Annotated in this window: 22 protein-coding genes and 1 tRNA gene; 13 read left to right on the forward strand and 10 right to left on the reverse strand. The window is 58.9% G+C overall.

All coding sequences use genetic code 11. The features are described from left to right. Positions 1-87 precede the first annotated feature (87 nt). The 4 genes from acsF to chrA all read left to right on the forward strand — a co-directional run bounded on the left by acsF (position 88) and on the right by chrA (position 6,079). A complete protein-coding gene (gene acsF / locus ACVWZG_RS02185) occupies positions 88-1,179 on the forward strand; it encodes a magnesium-protoporphyrin IX monomethyl ester (oxidative) cyclase (protein WP_457405480.1) in 1,092 nt (363 codons plus the stop codon). Between the two features lie 47 nt (positions 1,180-1,226). Continuing rightward, complete coding sequence (locus ACVWZG_RS02190) at positions 1,227-2,702, forward strand: site-2 protease family protein (protein WP_457405481.1); 1,476 nt, start codon at positions 1,227-1,229, stop codon at positions 2,700-2,702. A gap of 41 nt (positions 2,703-2,743) precedes the next feature. Next, positions 2,744-4,705, forward strand: coding sequence for an O-linked N-acetylglucosamine transferase, SPINDLY family protein (locus ACVWZG_RS02195; protein WP_457405483.1), 1,962 nt, complete (start codon positions 2,744-2,746; stop codon positions 4,703-4,705). A 102-nt stretch (positions 4,706-4,807) separates the two neighbouring features. Continuing rightward, positions 4,808-6,079 (forward strand): chromate efflux transporter, encoded by a 1,272-nt coding sequence (gene chrA / locus ACVWZG_RS02200; RefSeq protein WP_011432884.1) that lies wholly within the window; start codon positions 4,808-4,810, stop codon positions 6,077-6,079. Between the two features lie 74 nt (positions 6,080-6,153). Here chrA and lgt read toward each other — a convergent pair whose 3' ends face one another. Then, positions 6,154-7,293, reverse strand: a complete 1,140-nt coding sequence (gene lgt, locus ACVWZG_RS02205; protein WP_414350359.1) for a prolipoprotein diacylglyceryl transferase — start codon at positions 7,291-7,293, stop codon at positions 6,154-6,156. Between the two features lie 446 nt (positions 7,294-7,739). Between lgt and ACVWZG_RS02210 the strand changes: the two genes are divergently transcribed. Next, positions 7,740-8,297 (forward strand): molybdopterin-dependent oxidoreductase, encoded by a 558-nt coding sequence (locus tag ACVWZG_RS02210; RefSeq protein WP_457415171.1) that lies wholly within the window; start codon positions 7,740-7,742, stop codon positions 8,295-8,297. Between the two features lie 5 nt (positions 8,298-8,302). After that, positions 8,303-9,511, forward strand: a complete 1,209-nt coding sequence (locus ACVWZG_RS02215; RefSeq protein WP_457405488.1) for a Coenzyme F420 hydrogenase/dehydrogenase, beta subunit C-terminal domain — start codon at positions 8,303-8,305, stop codon at positions 9,509-9,511. A 279-nt stretch (positions 9,512-9,790) separates the two neighbouring features. Here the strand turns inward: ACVWZG_RS02215 and ACVWZG_RS02220 are convergent, their stop codons facing one another. Beyond that, the gene (locus ACVWZG_RS02220) at positions 9,791-10,987 is read right to left on the reverse strand and encodes an aspartate aminotransferase (protein ID WP_414350355.1); all 1,197 of its coding nucleotides are present in this window, start codon (positions 10,985-10,987) and stop codon (positions 9,791-9,793) included. A gap of 160 nt (positions 10,988-11,147) precedes the next feature. Between ACVWZG_RS02220 and der the strand changes: the two genes are divergently transcribed. From der to ACVWZG_RS02235, 3 genes are all read left to right on the forward strand, one after another. Then, positions 11,148-12,527 (forward strand): ribosome biogenesis GTPase Der, encoded by a 1,380-nt coding sequence (gene der, locus ACVWZG_RS02225; protein ID WP_414356313.1) that lies wholly within the window; start codon positions 11,148-11,150, stop codon positions 12,525-12,527. A gap of 23 nt (positions 12,528-12,550) precedes the next feature. Then, positions 12,551-13,015, forward strand: coding sequence for an SsrA-binding protein SmpB (gene smpB / locus ACVWZG_RS02230; RefSeq protein WP_011432891.1), 465 nt, complete (start codon positions 12,551-12,553; stop codon positions 13,013-13,015). An 88-nt stretch (positions 13,016-13,103) separates the two neighbouring features. After that, positions 13,104-14,360, forward strand: a complete 1,257-nt coding sequence (locus tag ACVWZG_RS02235) for a BMP family lipoprotein (protein WP_457405490.1) — start codon at positions 13,104-13,106, stop codon at positions 14,358-14,360. An 11-nt stretch (positions 14,361-14,371) separates the two neighbouring features. Here ACVWZG_RS02235 and ACVWZG_RS02240 read toward each other — a convergent pair whose 3' ends face one another. The 4 genes from ACVWZG_RS02240 to ACVWZG_RS02255 form a co-directional block, all read right to left on the reverse strand. Further along, positions 14,372-14,974, reverse strand: a complete 603-nt coding sequence (locus ACVWZG_RS02240; protein WP_457405492.1) for a glutathione S-transferase family protein — start codon at positions 14,972-14,974, stop codon at positions 14,372-14,374. A 98-nt stretch (positions 14,975-15,072) separates the two neighbouring features. Continuing rightward, on the reverse strand, positions 15,073-16,203 hold the full coding sequence (locus ACVWZG_RS02245; protein WP_457405493.1) for an aromatic ring-hydroxylating oxygenase subunit alpha: 1,131 nt from the start codon (positions 16,201-16,203) through the stop codon (positions 15,073-15,075). Positions 16,204-16,447: 244 nt separating this feature from the next. Continuing rightward, a complete protein-coding gene (era, locus tag ACVWZG_RS02250; RefSeq protein WP_457392094.1) occupies positions 16,448-17,560 on the reverse strand; it encodes a GTPase Era in 1,113 nt (370 codons plus the stop codon). A 16-nt stretch (positions 17,561-17,576) separates the two neighbouring features. Then, complete coding sequence (locus ACVWZG_RS02255) at positions 17,577-19,289, reverse strand: SpoIID/LytB domain-containing protein (protein WP_457405495.1); 1,713 nt, start codon at positions 19,287-19,289, stop codon at positions 17,577-17,579. Positions 19,290-19,456: 167 nt separating this feature from the next. Between ACVWZG_RS02255 and ACVWZG_RS02260 the strand changes: the two genes are divergently transcribed. From ACVWZG_RS02260 to ACVWZG_RS02270, 3 genes are all read left to right on the forward strand, one after another. Then, on the forward strand, positions 19,457-19,831 hold the full coding sequence (locus ACVWZG_RS02260; RefSeq protein ID WP_414421756.1) for a DUF1818 family protein: 375 nt from the start codon (positions 19,457-19,459) through the stop codon (positions 19,829-19,831). 42 nt (positions 19,832-19,873) lie between these two features. Then, complete coding sequence (locus tag ACVWZG_RS02265; protein WP_457405498.1) at positions 19,874-20,680, forward strand: FAD binding domain-containing protein; 807 nt, start codon at positions 19,874-19,876, stop codon at positions 20,678-20,680. A 573-nt stretch (positions 20,681-21,253) separates the two neighbouring features. Beyond that, complete coding sequence (locus ACVWZG_RS02270) at positions 21,254-21,688, forward strand: type IV pilin protein (protein WP_457392082.1); 435 nt, start codon at positions 21,254-21,256, stop codon at positions 21,686-21,688. Positions 21,689-21,722: 34 nt separating this feature from the next. Here ACVWZG_RS02270 and ACVWZG_RS02275 read toward each other — a convergent pair. Further along, positions 21,723-21,796 (reverse strand) — tRNA-Arg (locus tag ACVWZG_RS02275). Positions 21,797-21,997: 201 nt separating this feature from the next. On the opposite strand from ACVWZG_RS02275, the gene ACVWZG_RS02280 reads away from it, so the two are divergent. Then, the gene (locus ACVWZG_RS02280; RefSeq protein WP_011432900.1) at positions 21,998-22,432 is read left to right on the forward strand and encodes a hypothetical protein; all 435 of its coding nucleotides are present in this window, start codon (positions 21,998-22,000) and stop codon (positions 22,430-22,432) included. Positions 22,433-22,884: 452 nt separating this feature from the next. On the opposite strand, the gene nuoK is transcribed toward ACVWZG_RS02280, so the two are convergent. From nuoK to ACVWZG_RS02295, 3 genes are all read right to left on the reverse strand, one after another. Beyond that, on the reverse strand, positions 22,885-23,190 hold the full coding sequence (gene nuoK / locus ACVWZG_RS02285) for an NADH-quinone oxidoreductase subunit NuoK (protein WP_414328814.1): 306 nt from the start codon (positions 23,188-23,190) through the stop codon (positions 22,885-22,887). 81 nt (positions 23,191-23,271) lie between these two features. Beyond that, positions 23,272-23,880 carry an NADH-quinone oxidoreductase subunit J gene (locus ACVWZG_RS02290; RefSeq protein ID WP_011432903.1) on the reverse strand — a complete coding sequence of 203 codons (609 nt, stop codon included), beginning with the start codon at positions 23,878-23,880 and terminating at the stop codon, positions 23,272-23,274. 119 nt (positions 23,881-23,999) lie between these two features. Next, positions 24,000-25,349 (reverse strand): TPM domain-containing protein, encoded by a 1,350-nt coding sequence (locus ACVWZG_RS02295; RefSeq protein ID WP_457405500.1) that lies wholly within the window; start codon positions 25,347-25,349, stop codon positions 24,000-24,002. Between the last annotated feature and the right edge of the window lie 136 nt (positions 25,350-25,485).

The raw sequence follows: 25,485 nt of genomic DNA on the forward strand, positions 1-25,485 counted from the left end.
CCGGTAACACTTCTTATCCCCACGACGGCCAGAGAGGCTGGTAAACTGCGAGAGTATACCTGGCCTTTTCATCCGCTTTAAATCACTATGAGTCCCAGTTTGCAAGCTGCTCAAACTCAAGCGCGAGTGCCCACCGAGACCATCCTGACGCCGCGCTTCTACACCACCGATTTCGAGGCCATCGGCAAAATGGGCTTAGGGGATCGAGAGGCCGATTTCCAGGCCATCCTGCAGGAGTTTCGCGCCGACTACAACCGCTATCACTTCGTCCGGGGTGAGGAGTTCAACCAAGACTGGGAAAGCCGCCTGGATCCGCAGGCGCGCCGGCTGTTTGTGGAGTTCTTGGAGCGCTCCTGTACAGCCGAGTTCTCCGGTTTTCTCCTCTACAAGGAGCTGTCGCGCAAGCTAAAAGAGACCAACCCCGTTTTGGCCGAGTGCTTTGCCCTGATGAGCCGCGATGAGGCCCGCCATGCCGGCTTTCTGAACCGCGCTATGGGCGACTTCAACATGGCCTTCGACCTGAGCTTTCTCACTAAGCACAAGTCTTACACCTATTTCGCGCCGCGTTTCATCTTCTATGCCACCTATCTCTCGGAGAAGATCGGCTACTGGCGCTACATTCTCATCTACCGCCACCTGGAGGCCCACCCCGAGGATCGCGTTTACCCGATCTTCAACTTCTTCAAGAACTGGTGCCAGGACGAGAACCGCCACGGCGATTTCTTCGCGCTGATGCTCCTGAGCCAGCCCAGGCTGCTGCAGGGGTGGGTGGCCAAGCTGTGGTGCCGCTTCTTCTTGCTGTCGGTGTTCGCCACTATGTACCTCAACGATGTGGGAGAGCGCCCGGATTTCTACCGCCTCATCGGGCTGGATCCCCATACTTATGACATGGAGGTGATCTACAAGACCAACCGCGAGGCGGCCAAGGTGTTCCCGGTGGTGTTGGATGTGGAAAACCCTGAGTTTGTGCGGCGGCTGCAAAAGTGCGTGGCCAACAACGCTAAGCTGAGGGAGATTGCCCGGGGATCCGGCCCCTTCAAGGGTTTGCGCAAGCTGCCCCTCTACTTGGATAACTTCTATCAGTTTTTGCGGCTGTTCCTCCTGAAACCTCGGAAAGCTGGCTTCTACCTGTGGGAGCAGCCGGAGCCCCGTTTTGAAGGAACGGCTGTTTCTGCTTGAGCCGTCTTGCCCTCAGCTTGGTACCCGTACAGCCTCATAGGTCAGCCATGAACATTGCCGCTGAGATTACGCCGCTCTTTTTGCTGGGAACGCTGGCCTTTTTGGGTTGGGGCTTCTGGAGAGCCCGTCGGCGGGGATCCTTAGCCGTTTGGGTGTGGTTACAGGGATCCCTGCTGCTGCTGCCCTGGGTGGTCTTCCTAGGGCTGTTGCTGCTGGGAATCTACCTCAACTTTGCCGGTTTCCTGCTGCTGTTGCTGGTGTTTACAGGGCTTTACATTGCTGTGGGGCGCAAGACCCGCCAGTTGGCCCAGCAGGAGCTGCAGGCCCGTCGCGAGCAGTTGGCTCGTCTGGAAGAGCAGGGGGAAGCCCCTTCGGCAGGGGAGGCGCCTTTGGAAGCGCCTGCGGTTCTGCAGCGGATCTCGGCTGAGGATCTGCAGGCCATTCAGTCTATTTTCGGCCTCGATACCTTTTTCGTCACCGAGACCGTCCCCTATGGGGAAGGGGCGATTTTTAAGGGCAACCTGCGCCAGGAGGCGGAGGTGGTGGTACCCCTGCTGGTGGAGAAGCTCAAAGAGCAGGTGGGCAGTCGCTACCAGCTCTTTTTGGTGGAGGATCCGGCGGAAAAGCCGGCGGTGGTGGTCTTGCCGGATGAGATTGTCAACTACCGCGCCTCAAGAGGGGCGCAGATCCTGGCAGCCGGCTTGCTGCTGGCTAGCTTTCTTGCCACCCTGGAGGTGGGAGCCAATCTCTTGGGCTTCCGGCTGTTGGATGCGCCGGGGCGCTGGGTGGAAGCCCTGCCGGTGGCGGCCGGGATCTTCGCCATCTTGCTGGTGCATGAGACCGGACACCGCTGGATGGCGGGCAAGTACGGCGTGCGCCTCAGCCCTGCTTTTGTTATCCCCAGCTTGGGGATCGGCACGCTGGGATCCCTAAACCGCATCCAATCGCCGGTGCCCAGCCGCAAGGCCCTCTTCGACATTGCCTTTGCCGGCCCGGCAGCGAGCGGGATCCTGTCGCTGCTGGTGCTCTTGGCTGGCCTGAAGCTCTCCGGCTCCGAGGGTCTGTATGTGCCCACGGAGATCTTCCGCAGCTCCATCCTGGTAGGCACCCTAGCGCGGCTGGTGCTGGGATCCCAGTTGCAGGCGGAGCTGGTTCCCATTCATCCTTTTGTTGCCGTGGGCTGGATTGGCCTGGCAATCACCGCCTTGAGCCTGCTGCCGGCAGGGCAGCTGGACGGGGGTCGCATTGTGCAGGCGGTGTACGGGCGGAAGACGGCGGCCCGCGCCACCTTCATCACCCTGATTGCCTTGGCGGTGGCGGCCATCAGCAACGTCTTGGCCCTCTACTGGGCGCTGCTGATCCTGTTCATCGCCCGCGAGCCAGAGCGTCCACCGCAGGATGAGATTACTGAAACCGACGGTCAGCGGGATGCTTTGGCATTGCTGGCCCTCTTTTTGATGGTCATGACCCTGTTGCCGATTGCTCCGGCCTTGGCGGGCTTTCTCAATTTCCCCAACGGCTGATGGGGTAGAGGCCCAGGATCCGCCGGCGAGAGGAGCTCACTGTGTCTGGACCGGGGAAAGGCTTTGGCCTAGGCAGAGCTGGAAAGGACAGAGGAGAGCACCTGCAGCGTCTGTTGGCCCAAGCCGTTCGCCATCACCAGGCAGGGCAATGGCCACAGGCTGTCTCACTTTACCAGCAGGTGCTGCAAGCCCAGCCCACCCACCCCGAGGCACTGCACCTCTTGGGGGTCTGTCGGCAGCAACAGGGATCCCTGGACGACGCGATTGCCCTGATCCGGCAGGCCCTTGCCCACCAGCCCTGGTTTCCCGACGCCCACTTTAATTTGGGAATTGTTCTCAAGCAGGCGGGGCAGCTGGCGGAGGCGAAAACTCACCTGCAACTGGCCCTAGAGCAGGGGGGGCCGGACGCGGAAGTTTTGTACCAGCTGGGGCTGGTGCTGCGGCAGCAGGGGGATTTGGAGGCGGCCCTTGTCCCCTTGGGACAGGCCCTGGAGCTGCAGCCGGACTTTGCCGATGCCGCCTACACCCTGGCCATCCTGCTGCGGGATTGTGGCCGGGAGGAGGAAGCGGCGGAGCTGTTCTACCAACTCTGGCAAGCGGATCCCGCCGACTTGGCCGCGGCCCTGGGCTGGTGTGTTAGCCAGTTGCCCTTGCTGTACGCCTCGGCAGACCAAGTTTCCGTGGCTCGGGAGCGCTACCGCCAAGCCCTACAACAGGTGAAGGGCCGCTGGGAACACCTGCCGCGGGATCCCGAAACCCTGGAGCGAGCAGCTGCCGGGATCGGCTCCGTCCAACCCTTCTTTTTGCCCTACCAAGGCCAGAACGACCGCGATCTGCAGCAGCTCTACGGATCCTTGGTGAGGGACGTGATGGCGGCCCGCTATCCCCAGTCCTCCGTCCTCTGGCAGCGACATTCTGGCCGAGTGCGGGTGGGCATTGTCTCCGGCCTGTTTCGGGATCACTCCGTTTGGAAGATCCTGACTCGCGGCTGGGTAGAAGCCCTGGATCGTGCTCAAGTGGCCCTCTACGGCTTCCACACCTCGGTCATCCAAGATGAGGTCACGTGCTCCCTGCCCCCTCGTTTTGAGCACTTTGTGGCCGGATCCCGCAGCATAGAAGAATGGCAAGCGGCTATTCGAGAGGCACAGCTGGATGTGCTCCTCTACCCGGAAGTGGGCATTGACCCGGTCTGTGCCCAACTGGCCGCCCTCCGCTTGGCGCCGGTACAGGCGATGGCCTGGGGCCACCCGCAAACTTCTGGCCTGCCGACAATAGACGTTTTCCTCAGCAGCGAGCTGATGGAGCCGCCGGACGGGGCCGGCCATTACACCGAGCAGCTCCTGCCCCTGCCTGGCATCGGCACCTACTATATTCCCCTAGAAGTTGACCCCGCCCCTGTGGACTGGCAAGCTTGGGGGGTGGATCCCGACAGGGTGCTTTACCTCTGCGCCCAATCCCTATTCAAGTACTTACCTCAGTACGACGAGGTGTTCCCCCGCATCGCCCGGGAAGTGGGGAAGTGTCAATTTCTATTTTTGCGGGGCCGCCTCTCCCAAGGGATCCGCGAGCGCTTTTGGCAGCGGCTGCGACGAGCCTTTCAGGCCTATGACCTAGCTGCCGAAGAGTATGTGGTGCTCCTACCGGAACTCTCGCCTGCAGAATATGCCGCCTACAACGCCCTGGGGGATATTTACCTGGATAGCCTCGGCTGGTCAGGGGGCAACACCACCCTGGAAGCCCTGCCCCACGGCCTGCCCATCGTCACCTTGCCCGGATCCCTGCTGCGGGGCCGCCACACCTACGCCATCCTGCAGCAGATGGGGATCCTGGATACCATCGCCCACACCCTCGATGAATACGTCCAGATTGCCAGTCAGTTGGGCTTGGATCCAGAGTGGCGAGAGCAAATGGGCCAGCAGGTGAAAGCACGTCAAGATCGCGTCTACCGGGATCCCGCGCCGATCCGCGCTCTGGAAGAGTGGTTGCGAAGCCTGAAGACCTGAGGGGGCAGTTTGGGTGAAAGGATAAACGGGCGAGTGTTGTCCTCTTGAAGGGATCCCGGACAGATGGCAGGATAGGCGGGGTTGTCTTGCCGGGCTTTGCCCATGTCTTCTGAGTCTGCTCCCGGTCAGTTCCCCAGGCCGGAAAACGCCCCCGACAACTTGCCCTCCCTTTCAACGCGCCTGAAAGAGATTGCCGTGGTATTCCTGCGGCTGGGATCCCTGGGTTTCGGCGGCCCCCAAGCCCACATCGCCATGCAACACGATGAGGCGGTGATCCGGCGGGGCTGGATGAGCCAGGAACAATTTACCGAAGGGGTGGGCCTATGTGAAATGTTGCCAGGGCCAGCTTCTACCCAGATGGGGATCTATGTCGGCTATGTGCGGGCAGGCTGGTTGGGGGCGGTGCTGGCGGGGATTTGCTTCATTGCCCCTGCTTTTGTGATCGAGGTGATTTTTTCTTGGCTTTACTTTCGCTTTCAGGGGGTGCCGCAGCTAGAGGGGATGTTTTTTGGGGTGGCCCCGGTGGTGATCGCCATTATCCTGGCCTTTTGCTGGAAACTGGGCCGTAAAGCTGTGAAGGATTGGAGCCGGGGGCTGATCGCGGTGGCGGCCTTTGCCCTGCTGCTGATTGGGGGGGTGAATATCCTGTTGCTGTTCGGGCTGGCGGCTCTGGTGGGGCTGCTGCTGTATGGGCCCAAAAAAGGCCCACTATCGGGGATCCCGATTTTACTCCCTTGGCCAGTATTGACGTTGGCCCAGACGGTAGTGGCCACGGTTCCACCGGAAACCCTTATCCTGAGCAGCTTTTGGGGTCTGGAGCGGATTGGTGCCTATTTCTGGCCTTTGACCTTGTTTTTCCTGAAAGTAGGCGGCACCATCTTCGGGGGAGGGCTGGTGATCATCCCCTTCATCGCCGACGAGGTGGTGGATCAGTTGGGCTGGTTGACGCCGACAGAGTTCTTGGATGGGGTGGCCATTGGGCAATTTACTCCTGGCCCGGTGGTGCTGACGGCAGCCTTTATCGGCTACAAGGTGGCAGGGGTGCTGGGGGCTCTGACGGCAACAGTGGCCATCTTTGCCCCTTCTTTTGCCTTTATTTTGCTGGCAGCTCCGGTTCTGTTGCGCATACGGCACAATGCTTGGGTGAAGGGATCCCTGCAGGCAATTACCCCAACGGCCCTGGGGGCTGTTGCTGCGGCTACAGTGCCCTTGGCCCAAAATGCGCTGCTACAACAAACAACTCCCGCTTCGCTGGTGGCTTTGGGGATCGGGGTAGCGGCCTTCATTGCCTTGATGCGCTTTCGCCAGCCCACTTGGCTGTTGGTGTTGATGGGAGGGGGGGCGGGTTTGCTGGCCCGAGGTCTGCTGGCCTAAAGGTTTTGCTCCCTGGCCCTGCTTTCTCCTTGGGGGTGAGGGAATGACCCTGATTCAGCCTGATGGCCACGGCACTAACTGGCTTGGGCCAGCCCTTCCTCAGAGGGATCCCTGCCTTCCAGGCGACAAAACAGTTGCCGCATGAGCAGCTCCCGTTGGCCAAGAGACAGGTGAGGGGCAAGGGTGCCGGGAAAGTGGGGCATGGCGAGGGTGACACGATCCAACAGGTCGGCGCGGCGATGTCTCTGTTGAATAGCCCAAGCCCGTTCCAGAAGGTTTTGGGCTGCTTCTGGCGCTAATCCCGCTTGCTCCGATAACCACGCTGCCAGTTGTTCCAAATCGGGGTCGAAGCGCAGCCGGTACATGTAGATCAACATGCCGATCCCGATCACCAAGCCCAAGCCACTGGCTACATAGGCGGCTTTGATGGAAGTTCCCGGCAGATAGGCCACCGCCGACACGCGCAAGATTTCGTAGGGGATGCGGATCAGGCTATAGCCGACAACATAGGTCCAAACCCAAGTGCCATCTTTGAGTTTGGGAAAGCGCCAGAACATTCCCATCAAGAGGGCAAATAGAAGCAGGTTGAGGACGCTTTCGTAAAAAAAGATGGGGTGAAAAAACTCAAATTGGCTGTATTCCGGCTCGCGGGCTTGGGGAGGAATGTACACCCGCAGCGGCCAAGGGCTGTCGGGAGGAATAGGGGCACCGTAGGCCTCAGAGTTGAAAAAGTTGCCCCAGCGCCCAATGGCTTGGCCCAAAATCAACCCCGGCGTGAGCACATCGGCGTACTTCCAGCCGTTGATCCCGGTGGTGCGGCAATAGAGGTAAAGGGCAAGCGCGCCGGCCAACACCCCACCGTGGATGATGAGACCCCCCTGCCAAATGGCAAAGGCCGAGAGGGGGTTGTCTTGGAACTCTGACCAGTGGGTGAGGACGTAGTAGAGGCGGGCGCCCAGAAACCCAGATATTACCAACCACAGGGCCAGTAGCTCCACTCGTTCACTGGCTTTGCCAGGCTCTTTCTCTAGATGACGAGATTCTGCCAACGCTTTGGTCAAGATCAAGCCGACCAACACGGCCACTGCCATCAATAGGCCATACCAGCGTAGGCCCAGCCCTCCCACCAGCGGGGTGCCGGGGGGAAAGCGGAAGACAAATTCTCCAGGTGAGCTGAAGGTAAGGCCCAACAGCCCTGCACTCCATAGGTTCATCGACAACACGCTCTGCACCCCAAAATTGCTCAACTCAGTTCCACCAGTCGGCTTTATCAACCTCACCCGCTTGGGTTAGCGGGACGGAGTCCCTTCCGGGCTCTTCTCCCCTATCCCCGGCAGCCATTCACAGGCTCCAACAGGGATCCATTCTCCCCGATCCTGAAGCAGCGCCAGTCCTCGTTCCCGGTTGACCCGATCCTACAGGCCCGTCACGGGCAAGATTCCACCCTAGAGCCCATACCTTTACCAAAAAGCTAGGTCCAAAGCCCTGCCCTTCCAGGACGGCTTTTGCCCTGTTAGACCTGCGATAAGATACACCCACGCTGGTCAGAGATGCCAAACTCCTCAAGGCCACTCCAGCGCAGTACCAAGCCTTCGATGACGGAGTACACCGGCCAAGTGGTGGGGCTAGATGGGGGCGACAGCAGTGGGCAAGCTGTGCCGTGTCTCCAGTCTTTGCGTTGTACCGAAAGGAGATGGAGGATGTCAACTGGACAGGGGTGTGGATCCCGGATGGGTTGCAGTTGGTATCCATTGCTCCTGAGGCCAAGGCGGTGATGCAACACTGTTATGGCGGCTACACCACCAACCTGACTCTGGAGGAGTTCATCCGCCCCGAAAACTACCTGGTTCATACCCTGGAAGGACAACCGCTCCCGGTAGGGCCGGTGCGCACTTTGATCCCTCACCCATATGCCTGGAGTTTCCCCCCTAAGATCAGCTGGGCTTTTGGGGGAGCAACGGCTACTACATGGGCGGTGAACCCTGGGCCGAAGAACGCTACAGCAATCTATAGAGGCTCTGAAATTTTGCGCTCCTTTAGCAGGGATCCCTCGAAGTTCTTTGCCGCTATCTGCCGTTTTGGCCGCAAACTGAAGAGAGCACCTTGGTTGCCGTTGCTGCGAACGCCTGAGGTGCCTGTGTCTTTAGATCTCAAAGAAAGCTTAAATAGCAAAGCTCAAAAGATCCATTCGACTCCGTTCCGCTTACGCAAACACTAGAAATCATGGGATCCCGTTCACCGCGTCCAGCCCGGCCCATCCGTTCCGGCCGCTATCCGGCCAAAGAGCTGTGCAGCCAGTGCGGCCTTTGCGATACCCGCTACGTGGCCCAGGTCAGAGAAGCCTGTGCCTTCTTGGACCAGCAACTGACCCAGTTGGAAGAACAGACCCACGGGCGATCCCGGGAATCGCTGCGCTCAGGATCCCTTGCCGTCACCGATACCGATTACTTCGGTGTCTACGAGGCGATGTACACAGCCCGCAAGCGGGATCCGATCCCGGGGGCCCAGTGGACGGGCATTGTCAGCAGCATTGGCATGAAGGCCCTCACCACTGGCTTGGTGGAAGGGGTGGTGTGCGTGCAGGCGGATGAGCGGGATCGCTTTCAGCCACGGCCCATCCTGGCCCGTACCCCCGAAGCGGTCTGGGCGGCGCGAGTTAACAAGCCAACTCTTTCTCCCAACTTGTCTGTGTTGGAGCAGGTGGAGCAAAGCGGCCTCAAGCGCCTATTGGTGATCGGGGTGGGCTGCCAAATTCAGGCTTTGCGGGCGGTGGAAAAAAAACTGGGCCTGGAGAAGCTGTACGTGTTGGGCACGCCCTGTGTGGACAATGTCAGCCGTGCCGGGCTGCAAAAGTTTCTAGAAACCACCAGCCGCTCCCCACAGACGGTGGTGCACTACGAGTTTATGCAAGACTTCCACATCCACTTCAAACACGAAGATGGCTCGGTGGAAAAGGTGCCCTTCTTCGGCCTCAAGACCAAAGAACTCAAGGACGTGTTTGCCCCCTCCTGCCTCAGTTGTTTTGACTATGTGAATGCTCTGGCAGATCTGGTGGTGGGCTACATGGGATCCCCCTTGGGCTGGCAGTGGCTGCTGGTGCGCAATCAGCGGGGGCAAGAGCTGTTGGACTTAGTCTGGGAGGAGCTGGAAACCCAACCGGTGATCTCGCAGGGATCCCGGAGGGCGGCAGTGCAGCAGGGGATCCCTGCCTACGATCAAGCCCTGACCCTACCGATGTGGTTGGCCCAGATCATGGGGGCGGTGATCGAGCGGTTTGGGCCACGCGGTTTGGAATATGCCCGTTTTTCCATCGATTCCCACTTCACCCGTAACTACCTCTATGTGCGCCGCCACTATCCCCAGAAGTTGGAGCAGCACGTGCCCCCCTTTGCCCGGCGGATTGTGGAGCAGTATCAACTTCCCAAGGACTGAGAATTACGGTCATTTCGATTCAAGCCAGGACACTGCAACCACCCTAAAACTTTGAAGGAACGGGTCTATAGGGCTTTTCTCAGTGGCGCAGGCGTCTCACCCTAACCTGAAACGACTATATGCGGTCACTTCAAGTAGCCAATCAAAGGGTTTGTCGCGTTGATCCCTAGCTCCCCCTGGGAGAGAGGCCGGGGGTGACGGAGGATCGAGAATGGCTATTGATCTAAATCCTTCAGATCCTTGCCAGAAGGGATCCTCGCGGCTCCTTCATCCTATGGCTCAGCAGTAGCGGATCCCAGCTTCCGCCCAGCGATCGATAGCCTGACCTATGCGCTCGCAATCGGCAATTAGGCTAATCCGCACGTAGCCCTCTCCTCCCTCTCCAAAAGCGCTGCCGGGGGTTACGACCACGCCTGTAGATTCCAGCACCCGCAGGGCAAACTCCGTCGATCCCTCAGGGGTGCCGTCGGCAGCGCGGGGGGTAGGGATCCAGAGATACATCGTCGCCAGTGGCGGCTCGATCCGCCAGCCCAACTCCGCTAGGCGGCCGATCAGATAGTCGCGCCGGCGGCGGTAGCGCTCTTGTACCTGCTCCAGGTAGCTATCCGGCAGGCGCAGGGCAGTTTCGGCGGCCTTTTGGATGGCGGCAAAAATGCCGTAGTCGAGATTGGTTTTCAGGGTGCGCAAGCTCTGGATGATCTGGCGATTGCCCACCACAAATCCCACCCGCCAGCCGGCCATGTTGTAGGTTTTGGAGAGGGTGTGGAACTCCACTGCCAAGTCCTTGGCGCCTGGGATCTGCAGCAGGCTGGTGGGCCGGTAGCCGTCAAAAGCCAGCTCGGCATAGCACAGGTCGTGCACCAGGATGAGATCGTAGCGGCGGGCAAACTCCACCACCTCCTCAAAAAAAGAGCGGGGCGCAACTGCCGCCGTCGGGTTGTTGGGGTAGTTAAAGTAGAGCACCCGCGCCTGCTGAGCCACTTCCGGCGGTATTTCTTGCAGATCGATCAACCACCCCTTCTGGGGGCGCAGCATCATCGGGTAGATCTGCCCGCCGGCAATCATGGGGCCGCGAAAATGGGCTGGATAGGCAGGGCTGGGCACCAACACCAGATCTCCGGGATCCACATAGGCCAGAGCCAGGTGGGTCAGCCCCTCTTTGGATCCCAGCAAAGGCAGCGCCTCTCCATTGGGATCCAGCTCCACCCCGTAGCGGCGCCAGTACCAATCCGTGATCGCCTGGCGGAAGCTGGCCGTGCCCTCAAAGGGCGGGTAGCCGTGGTGGGCGGGATCCGCAATGGCCGCCTGCGCCGCCTCCACCACCGGCTGTGGGGTGGGACCATCGGGGTTGCCCATGCCCAGATCGATCAAATCCAACCCCTGCTGGCGGGCGCGGGCCTTCAGCTCATCCAAGCGGGCGAAGACATAGGCGGGCAGCTTGTTCAGCCGCTGGGCGGGAACGAGAGCGCGGTTCATGGCAAGAATGGGGAAGGGGCACAGCCGGTGCCTGATGGGAGGATAGGTACCTAACTTACCGCCAGACCTGCATCCAAAGCAATGATCGAGATTGGCGGCTTTGGACATCTGGGATCCCAAACAGCTAGGATAGATATCCCAAGTTATCGACGAGCCAACAGTGCCCCTACCTCTTGTGGCCATTGTGGGCCGCCCCAACGTGGGCAAATCCACCCTCGTCAACCGCATGGCGGGGGTGCGTTCGGCCATTGTGCACGATGAGCCCGGCGTGACCCGGGATCGCCTGTACCAGGAGGTGGAGTGGAACGGGCGCCGCTTGCGGGTGGTGGACACCGGCGGCCTGGTTTTTGGGGATGACAGCGAATTTTTACCCCACATTCGCCAGCAAGCGATGGCAGCCATGGCCGAGGCGCAGGCCGTGATCTTCGTGGTGGATGGCCGAGAGGGACTGACACCCGCCGATGTAGAAGTGGCCGATTGGCTGCGCAAACAACCCCTGCCGGTGGTGGTGGCCGTAAACAAGTGCGAGTCGGGGCAGATGGGCCTGGCTCAGGCAGCAGCCTTTTGGGAGCTGGGGCTGGGGGATCCGATCCCCTGTTCCGGCATTCATGGCAATGGGGTAGCCGAGCTGTTGGAGGCGGTGCTGGCTCACTTGCCCGAAGTGACCGAAGAAACGGTGGGTGAGCCGGATCCCATTGCCGTCTCGATTGTGGGGCGGCCCAACGTGGGCAAATCCAGCCTGCTCAACCGCCTGGTAGGATCCGAGCGGGCCATCGTCAGCCCCATTTCCGGCACCACCCGCGATGCCATCGACACCGTGGTCACCTGGGAAGGGCAGCCCTATCGCCTCATCGATACCGCCGGCATCCGCAAAAAAAACCGCGTGCAGTACGGCATTGAGTTCTTCAGCATCAACCGGGCCTTCAAGGCCATCCAGCGCTCGGATGCAGTGCTGCTGGTGATCGATGCTTTGGAGGGGGTTACCGAACAGGATCAGAGGCTGGCCGGGCGCATCGAAGAAGAGGGCCGCGCCTGCGTTGTCGTCGTCAACAAGTGGGATGCAGTAGAAAACAAAGATACCCACACCATCAACGAGTTCACCCGCGAGATTCGCGACAGGCTTTACTTTATTGAATGGGCGCCGCTTCTGTTTGTCAGCGCCCTCACCGGGCAACGCACCCACAAAATCTTTGAGCAGGTGAATACCGTGGTGGCCGCCCACCGCAAACGGGTTCCCACCGCTGTGGTCAACGAAGTGCTCCAGGATGCTCTTGCCTGGCAATCGCCCCCCACCAACCGCCAGGGCAAGCAGGGCAGAATTTACTACGGCACCCAGGTGGCGGATCGGCCCCCCACCTTTGTTCTGTTTGTCAACGATCCCGATTTGTTTAAGGATAACTACCGCCGCTTCCTGGAAAAGCACTTCCGGCAAAACCTGGACTTTACCGGTACCCCCATTCGCTTTCTCTGGCGCGGCAAATCCGAGCGCTTGGTTGGGCGGGCGGTGCGAAAATTGGAGAGATCCCTGACCTCTCGTTAGGCCCTCTGGTCTACTGAAAGCCTATGGCTGTGGATCCCAACGTCAAAACCCTGGTTGACAACCGTCGCGCCCGCTTCGAGTACGACATCTTGGAGACCTATGAGGCCGGGATCCAACTGACCGGCACAGAGGTGAAATCGATACGAGCGGGCAAAGCCAACCTGCAAGACGCTTTTGCCCTCTTTCGGGATGGGGAAGCATGGCTGCACAATCTGCACATCTCCCCCCATGACACCGCCAGCAAAGTGTTTAACCACGACCCTACCCGCCGCCGCAAGTTGCTGCTGCACCGCCGCGAGATCGACCGCCTACGGGGCTTGGTGGAACAAAAGGGCCTGACCGTGGTTCCCCTCAAGCTGGTGCTCAACCGCGGCTGGATCAAAGCCCATCTGGGCGTGGCCCGCGGCAAAAAGCTCCACGACAAGCGGCAGGCAATCAAAGAGCGGCAAACCCAGCGGGAGATTCAGCGGGAACTGAAGGAACGATAAATTTCTCCCTGAGCCCCTGCTGGCTTCCACGTCGTTTGCCAAGCGCCTTTTTGTATTCTCAGATACAGCGATCTGCAGCGGGATCCCGATGATGGATGTAGTCTTCCGGCTTTGGATCCCTGTTCTGTTGGAGCTGCCTGTGAACTGGAATCTTACCCGCGCTTTTTCTCCCTCGAGAGGCTGGGCTATTGGCCTGGCAGTCGCCGCTCTACTGGGATCCACCCCCACAACGGCGCAGGAGACCTTCAAAGTGGGCATGGTGCTGGTGGGGCCGATGCAGGATGGCGGCTGGAGCCAGGCGCATGTGGAGGGCAGCGAATACGTCAAGGCCAAGTTGCCCGGTGTCGAGTTTGATTACCTGGATAAGGTGAACCCGGCGGATCGGCCCAATGTGCGCGCCTCCCAGGTGGCGGATGACATGATCGCCCGAGGGGCCAAGGTTATCATCTTTACTTCCGATGACCACAAAGACGACGCGATTGAAACGGCCCGCAAGCATCCTGAGATCGCAGTTATCCATGCTTCTGGGGACATGGCCTGGAAGGAAGGGAAAAATTACATCGATCTGCCCAACTTGGCCAACATCATGCCCCAGATGGAAGCGATGCGCATGGTGGCTGGCTGTGCTGCAGCCCTGGGCTCCGAAACCGGCAAAATTGGCCTGTTGGGACCTCTGATCAACGATGAAACCCGCCGTTACGCTGCTGCTGCTTACTTGGGGGCCAAATACTGCTGGGAAACTTACCGAGATCGTCCTGAAGAGTTGCAGTTCCGGGTGACCTGGATTGGCTTCTGGTTCAACATTCCAGGGGTTACTTTGGATCCAAGCAAGGTTGCCGATGACTTTTACAACGGCGGCTTTGATGTGGTGATGTCGGGGTTGGATACGCCGGAGGCGGCGGTACAAGGCAAGCGGGCTGCTGAGGCCGGAAAGCGAGTGCGCTACACCCACTACGGCCTGGCCAGCGGTTGTAACTTTGCGCCCGAAATTTGCCTGGGGGTTTCCTACTACAACTGGGGGCCAGGATACAAGCAATTGATCGAGGCAGCTCGCGCGGGCACCTTCGAGAGCCAATTCCTGCGTCCGCCCATCGACTGGTCGGATATCAACAACCCGGACACGTCTTCGGCGGGGTTCATCATGGGAGAAGCCCTGAAGCCGGAAGACAAGGCCAAGCTGGAGGAGTTTATTGCTGGCTTGGGGAATGGCAGCATTCAGCTCTTCAAGGGGCCGCTCAACTTTCAAGATGGCACGCCCTTCTTGGCTGAGGGAGATGTGGCCAGCGAGGTCGAGATTTGGTATCTGGGCCAGTTGCTAGAGGGCATGGAGGGAGCCAGCAACTAGCGGAAGGCGTTCTAGGCTCCGGGGAGGGGGAAGAAGCGGTCGGTGGCTTTCACCCGCTGACACCAGGCTCGGATCTGAGGAAAGGGCTTGAGGTCAAACCCGCCCTGCTCCGCCACATGGGTGTAGGTGAAAAGGGCGAGATCGGCGATGGTGTAGCAGTTGCCCACAAAAAATGCTTTCCCCTGCAGGTGGCCTTCCATGATCTCCAAGGCCTCTGTTCCAGATTTCAAGTTCTGGGCGATCACGTCAGCATGGGCCTCTGCTTGGCCGGCCCGCACCCAGAAGCGAGTGGTGGCGATGTAGCGGGCAATGCGGGTTTGTTCAAAAAGCAACCACTTCAAAATCTCGGCCCGTTCCAACTTGTTTTGGCCGTAGAGGGGGGTGTCTTCTGCCAGGTAGACCAAGATCGCGGCGGACTCGGCCAAGACCGTTCCATCTTCCAGTTCCAAAGCCGGGATCTGGCCCAGGGGGTTTTTGGCCAGGTACTCGGGGCGGCGGTTTTCTCCGGCCCTGGAGTTGACTTCAACCGTCTCATAGGGGATCCCCAATTGCTTGAGGAGCAATTCCACTTTGTAGCAATTTCCGGAGGTTGGGATCCCGTACAGTCGCAACATTGTGGTTAACCTCAGCCCAAAGCACCTTACAAAGAACTTCGTCCTAACAACGCCAACGGCAACCCAATCAACAAAAACCCTCTGTCCCTAACACTTTTTTAGCAGCTTTGTTCTTCCAACTCCTGCATCTGCCGGCGGTATTCCCGCCCAAAGGCTTGCAGCAACCCTTCTGCATGGGAAAGAGGCCCTGCTTCATAGGCACGGGATCCCACCCCTTGCTGGGTGAGCTCGCACAGGTGCCAATCCTGTCGATTGGTGCGATCCCACAATTCCACCACCTCGCTGGGATCAAAACCATCCAGCGCCAAGGTCTCCGGCTCAAACAGCCAATCGCAGACGACCCGCGTCCGGTCGGATCCCTGGGGCCACAGAGTGTGGGTCATGACATAGTCCGGCTGCAGGCTCAAGAATAGATTGGGCATAAGGGTGTAGTAGTAGGCCCGCCGTTGGTTCTCGCCTCGCACGGTGGAGATCAGGGGCAAGCTGCGTTGGCCACTCATGTTTAGGCTGGTCACATCTGGGTTGAGCAACATGTAGCCGCCCAAAAAGGGGCCTTCCATCAGGTCGTTGCGACCGCTGCGAGCCGGCGAAAGACGGGCCAATTCCGGGTGAATGAGGGGGCAGTGGTAGCACTCAGAGTAGTTTTCAAACAGCAATTTCCAGTTGGCCTGAACGTTGTATTCAATACGATGACCTCGCCACAAAGCAGACAGGTTCCACTCTCGGAAACGACCTTGCAATGGGGCAAAAACCTCATCGAAGGGCTGAGGATGGCGGCTGAGGTTGACCCAGACGAAGCCTTCCCATTCTGCCAAGGCAGCGGAGTGGAGGGGATAATCTTCACGGCGAAAGTCTTCCACCTCGTGCATCTGGGGAGCCGCCAACAATTGTCCATCCAGCCCATAGCGCCAGGCGTGGTAGGGGCAAGGGATCCCATCGGCAAAATGGCCTTGGAGCTCGCTGCAGAGTCGGGTTCCTCGATGGCGACAGTGGTTGAAGAAGGCATGGGCTTGCCCCTTGGGATCCCGTACCAGGATCAGGCTTTCTCTGAGCACCTGCACCTGCAAAAAGTCTCCGGGTTGGGCCAGATCGGCACTGCGCCCCACGCAGAACCACTGCCGATAAAAAATCCGCTCGATCTCCGCCTCAAAACGGCTGGAGGAGACGTAGTAGTGGCCCGGCAGGGTGCGGGCGCCGGGTTGAACCGTAGCGGGATAGAAAGCGGTCATAGCGCGGGGCAGCAAAGCAAGATGGGAAAAACTGCCGTTGAACTCCAAAGGCTTTGCTATCCAAGCTAACGCAGGGATCCCATCCGGCATCTATTCCAAGCAGATCCAAGGCATTTTTAAGGCATTTTTGAAGCATTCCCCCCAAGCACGCTGTGCTGCTCGCGCAAATACCCCAGTCTCCTACCCACAAGGGGAGAGGGGGGCATAAGAACTCCGTCCTGCTGACGCAAATGGCTTATTCCCGCTAGGGGGACGTAGCGCTGTAGCCCAAGTCGCGCAGAAGGTGCTCAGAGCGCCGCCAGTGGGGCCGCACCTTGACAAACAGCTCCAGGTACACCTTGCCCAGGATCAGCTTTTGAATCTGCAGGCGGGCTGCCTGGCCGATCCGCTTGAGCCTTTCCCCCCCTTTGCCGATGAGGATCCCCTTTTGCGAGTCCCGCTCTACATAGAGGGTGGCCAAGATGCGGGTGACGTTGGGGGTTTCTTCCACCTGGTCGATGGTCACGGCCACGGAATGGGGCACTTCCTCGCGGGTCTGCAGCAGCACCTGTTCTCGGATCAGCTCCGCCATGATGAACCGCTCCGGCTGATCCGTCACCAGATCCGGCGGGTAGTAGTAGGGGCCGGTGGGCAGCAGATCGATGGTGGCTTGGATCAGGGGTGTCAAACTGCTGGGATCCAAGGCAGACACCCAAACGACAGGAGCGCCGGGGCGCAGGGCTTGGTAGCTCTCTTGGTGAGCTTGGCGCACGGCAGCATCCCGAGGAAGCAGATCCGCTTTGTTGCAGACGATCAGGCAGGGGGAAGCAGCAGGGATCCGCTCGGCAATAAAAGCATCCCCGCGTCCTGCCGGCACCGATCCATCCACCACGAAGAGGATCACGTCCACAGCGGCAATGGCTGCCTGGGCGTTGTGTACCAAGATTTCCCCCAGGCGGTGGTGGGGTTTGTGGATGCCAGGGGTATCCACCCAGATGATCTGGGCTTGGGGTAGGGAGAGGATCCCCTGCAGGCGGTTGCGGGTGGTCTGGGCCACGGGAGAGGTGATGGCAATCTTTTGTCCCACCAGGGCGTTGAGTAGGGTGGACTTGCCCACATTGGGCCGCCCGATCAGCCCCACAAACCCCGACTTAAACCCTGGCGGGGCAGCCGGGATCGCAGACAGTTCCCCACTGCTGACACGACCGGGCGCCGATTCCCCTTCTGCTGCAGCAGCGGAGGACTCTGTCCCGCCGTCGCCAATGGATCTGTGTCCCTCAGGGGAGGGATCCCTCCCGTCTGAAGGAGAATGGGGATGTCCGGCGCTCTGCTCTCGTAGCTCTTCTAAAGGCTCTGTCCCGCTGTCGCGAACGGCCATAACTTTCACCCAACCTCTAGCGGATAGAGTAGGCTGCTGAGGCGGCAGGCAACTGCAAGGATAGGGATCCCAGCGGGGCCAAGGTGGTGCCGGGGTAGTAGAAAGCGAGGATTTGTGCCGCGTTAAACCCCTGCCGAGCCAGGGTATAGGAGCCATACTGGCTCAGGCCCACCCCATGGCCAAAGCCGCCACCGATGAAGCGATAGCCTGCCAATCGCTCCCCTTGTTTCAGAGGCTCTATCCGAAACAGGGTGCTGTACAGGCGAGGAAAAGCCAAGCGTACCTGATCCTTGCGCAAAAGAATCGAGCGGATCCCTTCTGCCGTCTGCAAGTCCAATTGCATCACCTGCACCCGGCCACTGGCGGAGCGCTCCAGGATCTGCATCCCCGCGATGCTGCTCCAGGTGGGCATCGGGATCCCTAGGTAGTCTTGGCCGGCCCGCAACTGGGTGTTCAGCTCCTCCAAAGATAGGGAGAACTCCCAGCGGAATAGGCGGGATACTCCTGCTTCGTTGAAGCCCTCTCGCTGGGCCAAAAACGCCTGGAAGCTGCTCTCCTGCCGCAAATCCAGGGGCTTACCCGGTTGATGGCGCTCCTCGCCCTGCGGAGCACGATGGGCAATATCCGCTTGCGGGCGTAGGTAGGGGCGCGGATCCCCGTCCCAAACATCTTCAAAGGCCGCCGAGATGCCGCCATTGGTAGAGGAATAGACAGCATCCACCAGCTCGCCATTGTAGGTGAGCACCAGGCCACTGGTTTGGCGAATGGCCTCGTCAGCCCGCGGGTGGGTTCCGGTCAATCCCTTGTAAACCTGGCAGTGGGTATTGGCACAGAGCTGATAATCGTCAACCTGAAAGCGGTGGAGGTTCTTGAGGGCGTAGGTGCGCGCCAAAATCGCCTGGGCGGCCATCGCGGCAAAAGGGGCCCCTGGCCCCACCTCGTGGGGAACTACCCCCCGCAAATAGGTTTCCAGAGGCACGGCATTGACCACAGTGTAGCTGCCGTAGGCATTGGGCTGAATGGTAATAGAGCCGGCGTAGTGGCGGTCGTTCACCCGCAGATAGCCAGCATCGGAGGTCACCCTGAGGCGGGTGCGGTGGTAGCGAAAGTGTTCATGAACCCAGCTTAGCTCCGCCCGTTCGCGTCGCTCCTGCACCTCGAGCCGCACATGGGGGATCCCTTCCTTCTGGGCATACTGCTGAATCTGGATCAGTTGTTGCGGGGTGTAGGCGCGGTTGGCCCACACCTGCCATTCTTGCGGCTGGGCGATCTCGGTGCTGATGCCCAGAGACTGCCAATGGTTGGCGTTGGCCTCGGCACTCTCAAAACTTTTGTGGCTGCTGAGGATTAGACGGTATACGGTTTCCGGGGTGGTCAGGGCGCGATTGACAATGCCGATGCTGACCCGAGGCGTTCGCTGGGTCTGGGTGCTGCCGTCTGCTTGAGGGAATTCCAGGGTGAGAAGGGATCCCATCGGCGCTGCCAGCTCCACCTGATCCGTCTCAGAACGGCCAAAGCGTTGCACAATGCCTATATGCAGGATTGGGTTTTCGGGGGTGGCTGCCGTGGCCAAGGTCTCTTCACGAACTCCGGTTGCGTCGGCGGCATGGAGCGCCAAGGCCGTCAGCAACAGGCCCAAGCCGGAAATGAGGGTGCTCTGTTTGCGCCAGCGGGACGGAGCCCCTAAAAACCGACGGGGTTTGGCAGTGAGAGCCTGACAACTGGCCATGGCCGCTTTATCCTAAAACACACCCTGTCGATTTTACCCCCATCTTTTTTGGCCTACCTGCAGCGATTGCGTCAGCAGTGGGGAGCACCATGGATGCTTTTCCTTGCCTGTCTGTTGCCAACAACGGTGATGGATTCCCAATCGCGACAGTGGGACGGAGTTCCTACTTGGCTCGTTCTTCTCTGCACAAGGGATCCGGCTGGAGGCTGGGCTGGGATCCCACCCGTTCCCCTTTTGTTGCGCTGGTGGGGGGAGAAGCCTGGGCGCTGGAGCTCACTCAGGAGGAGTGGCAAGCGTTTGTGCAGGGGGTGCAGCGCCTGCAGCAGGATATGGAGGCCATCGCCTCCCAACTGATGGCGGAGGAGGGCATTACGCTGGAGCAGACTTGCCCTGCTTTGACGTTGATTGCCAGCGGCAGCGCCACCGCCTGGGGCCTCTACGTGCAATTGCATCAAGGCCGGCGCGGAGAAGGTTTTTGGCCTGCTGATGTTGTCCCTGAGCTATGCCAGGCCCTCGCCCAATGCTTTCAGGAAGCTCTCTAGCCCCCTGAAGCCTGCAGTCTGGATCCCTGCCTGAGAGAACCCATGGATCTGCACCATCTGCACACCTACATTCGTCCCCAACAGCTTGAGGGCTTGACCGCATGGGATCCCGGCTGGAACTGGCTGGCCGGGGGGACTTGGCTCTTCTCACAGCCGCAACCCCACCTGCGGGGACTGATCGATTTGCATCCTCTGGACTGGAACGAGCTGGAAATCAGTGCAGAAGGGTTAAAACTGGGGGCAACCTGTACCTTCCAGCAACTGTTGCAATACGATTGGCCACCCCATTGGCCAGGGATCCGCGCCCTGTGCGAGGGAATGGCGTCTTTGGCCTCTTTTAAGGTGGCCCACTTGGCAACGATAGGGGGAAATCTCTGCCTGGCCCTGAGTGTCGGTGTCGTAGCACCCGTGTTGATCGCTCTTGAGGCCACCTACACGCTGATCGATCTGCAGGGATCCCTGCGCCACATCCCCGCTCAGGACTTTCAAATCGGCCCCCAACAAACTCTGCTGCAGCCGGGCGAAGCCTTGCGATCCATCTGGATCCCGGCCCAACGGCTGCGCGGCCCCAGCACCTTTCAGCGGCTCGGCATCACCCAAACGGATCCCGCCTTGGTGATCGTCGCTGGATCCCGCGATCCCGACTCAGGCGATTATCGCTTCGGACTCAATGCTGCCCTTTCACCCCCACAACTGGTGCGGCTGGGATCCCGGCCCGATCCAGAACATCTTCCCCAACTTTTGGCAGAGCAAGCCCACGGCTGGATCGCGGATTTTCGGGCCAGCGCCCTTTACCGCCAACGCATGAGTGAGGTATTGATTCGCCGCTGTATAGACATCTTGGGCTAATCGGGGTATTGCCCCATCCCAACAGGGGGCTGAGAACGACGTACTCATCCTGCCAAAGCTCCCGCCGCTCTGAAAGTAAAGGTTTTAGGCGTGGGTCAGTGCCCCAGTTTGAATCGAAATGACCATAAGTCTGACATTCCCGTCCATAGGATTGAGATAGCCACAGGCAAAAATTCATCTGTTGCTGTTCCAAAAATGGGTAACACATAAAAGTTTGGGGCAGTAGCAACTGGCAGTGTCACCCCATAGACAGCCGCGAAAACAGTTCACAGTGAACTCAGATTTATCTGGCCTTAAAACTTGAAGCCAGTTTACAAAAAATTTACCTACAGTTGATATCCAGTGGGGTTTTGGATTCAGGAGTTCGCGTGATTTGACAGGGAAAGTTTTGGATCCGCAAAGGGTAACCTGAAACCAAGGAAAGGCTGGAATACTGGGGCAAGCTCCTTTGGGTTTAGCTAAGTGCCTGATTTCTCCCGAAGCGGGACTGGAACTGCTATGAGTCGGTTTTCCCCTCATGAAGTGTATCTCCGGAGAATCCTCTTTCGTCTGGCCACTGCGGCTCCTCGTGGCATGACATTGATCGAGTTGCTGGTGGTCATCGTGATTGTCGGTACTCTCTGCGCGGTGGCCATTCCCAACCTGCTCAACCACATTCGCCGCTCCAGAGTTGCTGAAGCCCAAACAGCTTTGGCGACCATTGGCCGCGCTTCGGAAATCTTCCGCATGGACTTTACGGTTTATCCCTCCGGCTACGCCGATATTCAATTCGGAGGGATCCACGGGGATCGTTATCTGCAAGATCCCTGGCAAGCCCCCAACTATCGTCTCCCCGAAGTTGTTCCTCCCACTCCTGGCCCAGCTGGCATGCGTTGGATGACGGAGTCTCACACCTACACAGCTGCTGGTGGGGATCCCCTGCGCTGTGACATCGGCCTTGGGGATCGCCAGCAAGAGGTTTTGGTCTCCGGCTACAACCTACACAACTCCTGCAACCTCTATCGTTGACCTGCCCAGGCAGGAGTCTGGCGGCTTGAGGAAGCGGGACTGGGCGGACTTGAACCGCCGACCTAGCGCTTAGGAGGCGCTTGCTCTATCCATCTGAGCTACAGCCCCTTGTCGAACATCCTACTGCTCTTAGCCCCCATCTCAGATTACAGCCCTTTTGCAGATGAGGTGATACCCGACCAGTTCTCATCATGCCCCAACTGGGTCTGGCGTTATCGGTTGTGTTGTTGACATTGACCTGCTAGACATCTTCTGTGATGCTAAGAAGTGTTAAGCTAAGGACTTGGATCCCAAACCGAGGTCAGCCCTATGGAATCCCTTTCTGATCCCTTCGTCAATCCCCCCATTTACTCTGCCATCGCCTTATTCAGCTTTTTTGCTGTTATCTTTGGCATCATTTTCAAGGACAATTTGGAATACCAGGTGGCCCTTTGGCAGCTCAACCGGGATAGCCAAGCGCAAATTCGCTACCGCACTCCTGGGGTGATCCTCACCTACAGTCTCTGCTGCCTGTTTACCTCTGGGTTTGTGGCCGCGTGTCTGAACGTGTTTGGCCTGTCTATGGCCTTGGCCGCCTGCGTCGGTGGGATCCTAGTGTTGAGCACGGCAGGCTTGGTGTGGTGGCAGTTGGGATCCCTGATGGCTCTGTTGGCTGCCGGTGGATCCCAGGCCATCGATATTGACTCTTACGGAGCAGGGGCCATTTTGGATTCTGAGGCGGCAGCACCCCCCGAGGGAGAATAGGATCTTGGAGTAGTCTTACCCCATGCCCTGGTCTAGCTGGATCAGCTGGATCCAGAAGAGCGTGCCTACAGAGTAGAGAAAGCTTAAGAAGTTTCTGGCCAACTTGTTAAAACGAGAGAACAAGTGCCAGCTCAGCTTTTGAAAAACGCCTCTTTCTGTAAAAAATTACAAATTATAGTCATTCCAAACTAGACTGGGACACTCCCCAAGCGTTCCGCCTCGCCTCCGTGACCGCTCCCAGAGGAGAGGGGAGCTAGAAAGCAATACAACGGAAATGTTTCATCCCTGTTTAAAATGACTATACTGGTTACAATCTCTCGCCACCCTCCTATTTTTCCCAGAAAAAATTACCACTTGACCCCTCTATCCTTTTCCTTTACTTAGGCATTCTGGCTTCACTTGACTTCAGCTTGCTAGCCTTGCCTTGATGCAAAATAAGCAACGGAAAAAGGCTACCACTTAAGCAAGTTGAAGCTCTCCATATCGATAGTGGCGCGGTTGCGGTAGATCCCCAGCACGATGGCCAAGCCCACTGCGGCCTCGGCAGCCGCCACAGTGATGACAAACACCGAGAACACCTGGCCGCGAATCATCGCTGAATCGACAAAGTTGGAGAAAGCCATGAAGTTCAGGTTCACCGCATTGAGCATCAGCTCAATCGACATCAGGACGCGAATCGCATTGCGGCTCACAATCAATCCGTAAATACCAATGCAGAAAAGAATCGCTGCCACCACCAAGAAAAACTGCAGTTGCAACATCGCGATGAGCTCCATGTAGATACACAATGACAGGGGCCTCGGGAAAGCTCTAGGTTTTATGGCCGAGAGCAGTCAGCTTTAGCGGGTGCTCACCAGCTCTGCCGGTCGTTCTGACTCTGATTCCAGCTGGGGTCGGGCCCGCTCCAGCAAGCTCAGATCCCCTTCTCCGGCTTGGGGAAGAACAAACTCCCGCCGCGCCAAGACAATGGCCCCAATCAACGCCATCAGCAGCAAAACAGAAGCCAGCTCAAAAGGCAGAAGATAATCGCTGAAGAAGTGGCCGCCGATCACCAACACACTGCTCAAAGGTTGGATCGGCTGCAGCGGCCAAGGGGTGTTCAAAGCCATCGCGGCTAGAAGGGCAAACAGACCCAAACAGACCACCGCCGTCACTCCGTTGCGCAGCCAGCCCAGCTTCAGAGGAGCAAAGTTGTAGCGCCGATTCACCAACATGATGGCAAACAGGATCAACACATTAACCGCGCCGACGTAGATCAGAACTTGGGCTGCGGCCACAAAATCGGCATTCAAGAGGAGATACAACCCGGCCATGCTCAGGAAAACGCCCCCGAGCAGAAAACCGGAATAGACAATGCTGGGGGCCCAAACCACGCCTAGCGCGAAGCCAATGGCCATCGCCGATAGCACCACAAACGTAACCAGTTGTACGCCTTCTCCGAGGGTCATGAGAGATCCGTCCTTAGCCAGTTTCTATTGCTGCTCCCTTACCACTGTACTGTCCTGGCGGATTTAAGAGAAGCCCGACTCCTTTTTCAGATCGATAGAGAAATCTCTAGAGTTGGGTCTCACCAACTGCCGCCCGCTCCGCCACCTCCGCTGCTACCGCCACCGAAGTCTGAATCTCCACCTGAATCTCCACCGAAGTCTGAATCTGTGTCTGTGTCGCTGAGCTCGGGGATGACCACCTCTCGCTCGCTGCGGTACCCGCAGATAGGACAGCTCAGGATTTCCAGCTTCAAGCCGCTAGAGGAATAGGTGGCTTCCCTGAGAACCTGTGTGGTGAGGTCGAGGGTGAGGGCTTGGCACCGAGGGCAGTAAAGGTGTCGGGAGAGCGTGCCTTCGCGCACAACCACAGCTATTCCTTGACAGGTAGGACAAAACCAGCCGTAGTAGCGAGCTCTGCCGCGGCTCCTGGCCAGGCGATGCTCTTGGGGAAGGTACTTATCCAGAAGCTGGGGCTGGATGAGTCGCATGGGTCGACCACAGGCTTGACAGACCACTGGCTGAAAAGGGATCCCACGCTTCCGGCCCAAGGTGCCGTCAGTGGCCATAGCAGCCACAACCGGCAGAGCGAACCCCAGCCAGTTGCCGCTGGACAATCCTAGGAACACGCCAAGGCAGAGGGATCCCGAATAGAGGAAGAGACGAATGGGGTCGCTCTGAACCGAAGAGAGCACAGCACCTATTCTTGGATCTCTGCGTGTCAGGGAGAGGACTTGTCTTCCCCCTCGCTCAGCCCTTAGAGAGACGGGCATGCGAGAGCGCTGCCACCCCAGTCCCAAAATGATGATCCCCAGCAGCAGCAGGATCCCTTCCACCAGGGAAGAATCAATGCCCTGGGCCACTGCCCCAGAAGAAGTTGCAATCGTTGAGGTGGTAACTCCAGAAGCTGCCGCAGGAACATTGGCAACGGGCTGGCCCTGCAACACCGAGGTCAACTGCCGCACCCCCGCCAGAGTGCCGCCATCGAAATCCCCATTGCGAAACCGAGGCTGGATCTGCTGGTCGATAATCTGCTGGACTCGGCTGTCGGGGAGGATAGCGACCAGGCCCCTGCCCGTTTCGATTTCCACCCGCCGATCCCCTACCGAGATGAGAAACAAAACCCCGTTGTTTTGGCCTGCCTTGCCGATCCCCCAGTAGTTAAATAGCTGCGTGGTGAAGTCTTTTGGTGTTGCATATCCCTGAGTATTCGGCACGGTAACCACTGCCACCTCGGCACTGGTGCGCTGCTCAAGCTGAGTGATAAGACGGTTGAGCTCGTTTTCGGTGCTGCTGCTGAGGATGTTGGCGGTATCGGAAACCCACCCTCCATACTGACGGCGGGGGTTGGGCACTTGTTCAAGGGTAATGGCCCAAGCGGGCTGCGGCAGCAGGGATACAACTAGCAAAACTGCCGCCCAAACTTTCGGCATGGCTTACCTGGCTGAGCGCTGCCTAGGTTCTAGCACAGCTGTCTCGGCTAGACTGGCAGTCCTTTTCCCAGGGAGAGAGGGGAGTTGGGGAACGGTTGAGACAAGCCGCTTCTTGTTGCTAGTAATTGTTAACAGC

Source organism: Thermostichus sp. OS-CIW-33 (assembly GCF_054059615.1).

Excerpts from the sequence above, each read along its gene's own strand:
- ACVWZG_RS02280 (WP_011432900.1), top strand. The coding sequence starts at position 21,998 with ATGGAATCCCTTTCTGATCCCTTCGTCAATCCCCCCATTTACTCTGCC.
- ACVWZG_RS02270 (WP_457392082.1), top strand. The coding sequence starts at position 21,254 with ATGACATTGATCGAGTTGCTGGTGGTCATCGTGATTGTCGGTACTCTC.
- ACVWZG_RS02220 (WP_414350355.1), bottom strand. The coding sequence starts at position 10,987 with ATGAACCGCGCTCTCGTTCCCGCCCAGCGGCTGAACAAGCTGCCCGCC.
- ACVWZG_RS02265 (WP_457405498.1), top strand. The coding sequence starts at position 19,874 with ATGGATCTGCACCATCTGCACACCTACATTCGTCCCCAACAGCTTGAG.
- ACVWZG_RS02215 (WP_457405488.1), top strand. The coding sequence starts at position 8,303 with ATGGGATCCCGTTCACCGCGTCCAGCCCGGCCCATCCGTTCCGGCCGC.
- ACVWZG_RS02255 (WP_457405495.1), bottom strand. The coding sequence starts at position 19,289 with ATGGCCAGTTGTCAGGCTCTCACTGCCAAACCCCGTCGGTTTTTAGGG.
- smpB (WP_011432891.1), top strand. The coding sequence starts at position 12,551 with ATGGCTGTGGATCCCAACGTCAAAACCCTGGTTGACAACCGTCGCGCC.
- era (WP_457392094.1), bottom strand. The coding sequence starts at position 17,560 with ATGGCCGTTCGCGACAGCGGGACAGAGCCTTTAGAAGAGCTACGAGAG.
- ACVWZG_RS02240 (WP_457405492.1), bottom strand. The coding sequence starts at position 14,974 with ATGTTGCGACTGTACGGGATCCCAACCTCCGGAAATTGCTACAAAGTG.
- ACVWZG_RS02290 (WP_011432903.1), bottom strand. The coding sequence starts at position 23,880 with ATGACCCTCGGAGAAGGCGTACAACTGGTTACGTTTGTGGTGCTATCG.
- ACVWZG_RS02235 (WP_457405490.1), top strand. The coding sequence starts at position 13,104 with ATGATGGATGTAGTCTTCCGGCTTTGGATCCCTGTTCTGTTGGAGCTG.
- ACVWZG_RS02190 (WP_457405481.1), top strand. The coding sequence starts at position 1,227 with ATGAACATTGCCGCTGAGATTACGCCGCTCTTTTTGCTGGGAACGCTG.
- ACVWZG_RS02245 (WP_457405493.1), bottom strand. The coding sequence starts at position 16,203 with ATGACCGCTTTCTATCCCGCTACGGTTCAACCCGGCGCCCGCACCCTG.
- chrA (WP_011432884.1), top strand. The coding sequence starts at position 4,808 with ATGTCTTCTGAGTCTGCTCCCGGTCAGTTCCCCAGGCCGGAAAACGCC.
- lgt (WP_414350359.1), bottom strand. The coding sequence starts at position 7,293 with ATGAACCTATGGAGTGCAGGGCTGTTGGGCCTTACCTTCAGCTCACCT.
- ACVWZG_RS02295 (WP_457405500.1), bottom strand. The coding sequence starts at position 25,349 with ATGCCGAAAGTTTGGGCGGCAGTTTTGCTAGTTGTATCCCTGCTGCCG.
- acsF (WP_457405480.1), top strand. The coding sequence starts at position 88 with ATGAGTCCCAGTTTGCAAGCTGCTCAAACTCAAGCGCGAGTGCCCACC.